This is a genomic window from Methanocrinis sp., assembly GCF_049974945.1.
Lineage (GTDB): Archaea > Halobacteriota > Methanosarcinia > Methanotrichales > Methanotrichaceae > Methanocrinis.
Genome location: NZ_JBNGCU010000129.1, coordinates 1 through 3,878, shown reverse-complemented (window position 1 = coordinate 3,878; position 3,878 = coordinate 1). Strand labels below are relative to the sequence as shown.

Below are 3,878 nucleotides of genomic sequence, written 5' to 3'. Positions count from 1 at the left end.
CCGCAGCAGCACTTCATCTTCAGCCGGAAGTCGGTCGGCTCCGCGCCCAGGGTACGGATGAGGTTTTCGAGGATCGAGGGGTTCTCGGGGCTGTCGATCCCTCCACCGGGGCGGGTGAGGAGGCAGCCGTAGTAGGGGGCGACCTTCAGCCCCGCCAGGGGCCGGACGACTATGTCCTCGGGGTTTTCGGCCTCGTCGAGGGCTCCTGTGATCGTCTCGATGACGTGCTGGACCTCTTTTTCTTCTTCGTACTTCACCTCCAGGGCCTCGTTCACCCTCTTTTTCATATGGCGGTCACCGAGGCGGATCATCGCCGCCCGCAGCCTGCTGTAGCAGATCGAGCAGGAGGTCATCACCGGCAAGCTGGTCCTGACCAGGTTTCTTGCGGCAAGAGCCGTCGAGACGACCTCGTTGGAGACGTGGGTTGCGCCGCAGCAGTTCCAGTCGTCGATCTCCTCCAGCTCTACCCCCAGGGCCCGGCAGACCGCCAGGGTCGAGATCTCGTACTCTCTTCCCGTCGACCGGGCCACGCATCCGGGGTAGTATGCGAGCTTCATTTCGGAGCCTCCTTTGTTTCTTCGGCCTCACTGGCCTTCTCAGTCTCTCCAGCTTCGGCTGCTTCGACCTTTTCAGCTTTCGCTCTTTCTTCGTCTCCGAGAAGCTCGAAGATCCGCCTCACCTCCTCGGTCCCCTCGATCCTCTCTCCTCTGGCCGCCTCGAAGCTCAGCTCGATCTTCCCCTTTGGGACGAGCTCTGCGCCGAAGGCCATGATCTGGGCCGCAGAGCTGGGGCTACGGATCATGTACTCGGCGGAGAGGAGAAACTCCGATATCCTTCCGTAATCCCTTATCTGGCGAGCGAAGATCCCTTCGAAGACCGAGTCCTTGCACTTCAAGCCCTCCTCCTCCTCCTCGTAGATCGTCTTCAGGGCGGCGACGACCGCCATCGGCCTGATGTTCCTCGGGCAGCGGACGGTGCATAAGAGACAGGAGGTGCAGAGCCAGATCGACCTGCTCGAGAGAGCCGCCTCCTTCTCTCCCTCCAGGACGAGCTTGATCAGTTTTCTTATGGGGACATTCATCAGGGAGGCGGTGGGGCAGCTGGCGGAGCAGGTCCCGCACTGGATGCAGGTCTTGACCTCGTCTCCGGCGAGGGCCAAGACTCGATCTCTGAACTTCTCCCCCTCGGCGGTCATGGCCGCGGTCGCCGCCGTCGTCTCCGTCTTCGCCATTTCCGTCATTTTCCATCACCCCCCTCGGCCTCGGCCGCAGCCTTCGCTTTGGCCTTCTTGATCCTCTCGCCGATCTTCCCGCTCGCTTCACTGATCTCGTCTCTCTCCCAGACGAACCTCACCTTCGGCTTGTTGATCACCGCCTCCACGTCCGAGAGGGCCCGGTTGATCTTCGAGAGGAGGTCGGGGTCCCTCTCTGGCGCCTCGATCTCGGGTATGGGGACCTTCTCGATCTCCGGGGGCAGGACGATCCCGGAGAGGTCCGGCCTCCTCCTGGACTTGGTGACGACCGAGGAGATCGCCTCTTTCCACTCCTCGGCCCAGGGCGTCTCCAACACATTCGTATGAGTGACTTTGGATCTATCCACCTCTATGGCCAGGCAGTGGCAGGCGTTGGCGCAGGCCCCGCAGAAGATGCACTGATCCTTCGCCACCCTGACCTTGCCGTCCTCGCCTACGTACCAGCAGTCGGCGGGACAGACGTTGAAGCAGGCGTGACAGCCCATGGGGTCGCAGAGGGGGAGCTGCTTCTCGACCAGCCTTATATCGCCCTCGAAGGGCTTGGTTATCTCCATGGCCTGGTAGGGGCAGACCAATAGACACCTTCCGCATCCGATGCACCTATCCTGGTCGACCTCGATCTCCCCGGAAAACTCAAACTCCTCCTCCAGCTCCAAAGGCGTCCCCTCCACCTTGATCGCCTCCTCGGGGCAGATCCCCACACAGAGGCCGCAGTGGTCGCAGAGGTCCTCGTCGACCAGAAGCTGCTCGAAGGGCTTGAGGTCTGTTGGGCTCGGCTCCTTCTCCGTGAGGAGGAAGGCCTCGCAGAACTTGGCGCACTTCCCACACAAATTGCACTTCTCGGGATCGACCTCGATCTTCCCCTTACCCTCCCCCCTTTCTTCTTCCCGGAGGGGGCCGAAGACGTCCCGGGTGGGGTAGAAGACTACGGTGATCGCCTCTGTGGGGCAGACCGGCTCACAGAGGGCGCAAGGCAGACACCTCTCGTTCGGCTCGGCCTTTGATAAGAGGTGAGGGTACTCCTCCAGCTCCCTGTAATCCTTGTCATTCACGGTCATCTTATAGGCGTCGACGGGGCAGAAGGCGGCGCACATCCCACAGAAGACGCATTTGTCGAGGTCGATCAGAACCGGCGGCGCGTCCAGGCCGGTGGCGATCTCGATGACCGGCCCCAGAGAGAGGGCCTTGGTGGGGCAGAGGTCTACGCAGATCCCGCAGCCTACGCACTTCTTGTAGTCGTAGTCCAGGACCTTCACCGAGTCCTCGGACCTCTGGATCGACTTGATGTGTGATCCCTCGACCTCCATCTCCTTCTCGATCTCCATGGCCATCAGCTATCGCCTCCCGCGGTCTCTGGCGCCCGAAGGGCCGCAAGCTCTGTACCCACCGGCCCCATATCCTTCAGCTCTCGGACGAAGGTCCTCACCTCTTTCGCCAGGATCTCGCCTTCGCTCGCTGCACACCAGATGATCTTGACCCTGCCGGGGTTGATCCCCACTCCCTCCAAAACTCCCTTCAGAACCTGGATCCGCTGGCGGGCCTGATAGTTCCCCTTATTGTAGTGGCACTCGCCGAGGCGGCACCCGGATATGAGAACCCCGTCCGCCCCGCCCTTCAGGGCCTCGATGACGAAGGCGGGGTCAACCCTGCCTGCGCACATCACCCGGATCGCCCTCATGTTAGTCGGGTACTGGATACGTGAGGTACCCGCTAAATCGGCACCCGCGTAGCTGCACCAGTTGCAGAGGAACCCCACGATGAAGGGGTACTGCCCCTTGACCGCAGTCGCCGCCCTCACCTGGGAGAGGATCTGCTCGTCTGAGAAGAGGGTCATCTCGATGGCGTCGACGGGACAGGCGGCGGCACAGGTCCCGCATCCCTTGCAGGCCGCCTCGTCGACGAAGGCGGTCTTGTCCACGGAGATCGCCTTGCTGGGGCAGGTCTCGACGCAGAGCTTGCAGCCGATGCACTTCTCCTGGTCCACCATGGCCACGACGGGGTCCAGGGTCAGCTCCCCTCTCAAGAGAAGCCTCATCGCCTTGGCCGCCGCGGCCTCCCCCTGGGCGATGGAGACCTGAATCTCCTTGGGGCCCGAGGCGCATCCCGCTATGAAGACTCCGTCGATATGGGCCTCCACCGGCCTCATCTTGGGGTGGGCGATCTCAAAGAACCGGTCGGGCCGCTTGGATAGGCCCAGGAGGTTTCCCACCACGTCCGCGTCCTGGTTCGCCTCGAGGCCCGCCGATAGGACGACCAGGTCGTAGGGCTTGGACCTGAAGCCGCCCAGGAGGGTGTCCTCGTAGTTGACCCGTAGCTGGCCATCCACCTCCTCCACCTCGGAGACCCTTCCCCGGATGAAGTTGATCCCCAGGTTCTGGGCCCGGATGTAGAACTCCTCGTACCCCTCGCCCCCGGCCCGAAGGTCGATGTAGTGGATGGAGACCTCCGTATCCGGATACTTCTCCTTGATCAGCTGGGCGTTCTTGAGGGCGTACATGCAGCAGACCCGGGAGCAGTAGGGGTTACCCACCGTCTCGTCCCTGGAGCCGACGCACTGGAGGAAGGCGACCGACTTGGCCACCTGGCCCGTCGACGGCCTCACCACCTCGCCGCCGGTGGGGCCCGC

General features: G+C 62.7%; 4 protein-coding genes. All 4 read right to left on the bottom strand.

The annotated features are described in order from the left end of the window. Positions 1-557: heterodisulfide reductase-related iron-sulfur binding cluster (locus ACP5EL_RS09520; protein WP_428402277.1), on the bottom strand; the 557-nt coding region annotated here is incomplete at its 3' end. After that, on the bottom strand, positions 554-1,240 hold the full coding sequence (locus ACP5EL_RS09515) for a 4Fe-4S dicluster domain-containing protein (protein WP_428402276.1): 687 nt from the start codon (positions 1,238-1,240) through the stop codon (positions 554-556). The genes ACP5EL_RS09515 and ACP5EL_RS09520, both read right to left, overlap by 4 nt. Continuing rightward, entirely contained in the window at positions 1,237-2,583 is a 1,347-nt protein-coding gene (locus ACP5EL_RS09510) for a 4Fe-4S binding protein (protein ID WP_428402275.1), read from the bottom strand. The genes ACP5EL_RS09515 and ACP5EL_RS09510 overlap by 4 nt, the downstream gene beginning before the upstream one ends. Beyond that, on the bottom strand, positions 2,583-3,878 hold a 1,296-nt coding region (locus tag ACP5EL_RS09505; protein ID WP_428402274.1), incomplete at its 5' end, for a hydrogenase iron-sulfur subunit. The genes ACP5EL_RS09510 and ACP5EL_RS09505, both read right to left, overlap by 1 nt.

Bases quoted from the DNA above. Each gene is read 5' to 3' on its own strand.
- ACP5EL_RS09510 (WP_428402275.1), bottom strand. From the start codon at position 2,583: ATGGCCATGGAGATCGAGAAGGAGATGGAGGTCGAGGGATCACACATC.
- ACP5EL_RS09515 (WP_428402276.1), bottom strand. From the start codon at position 1,240: ATGACGGAAATGGCGAAGACGGAGACGACGGCGGCGACCGCGGCCATG.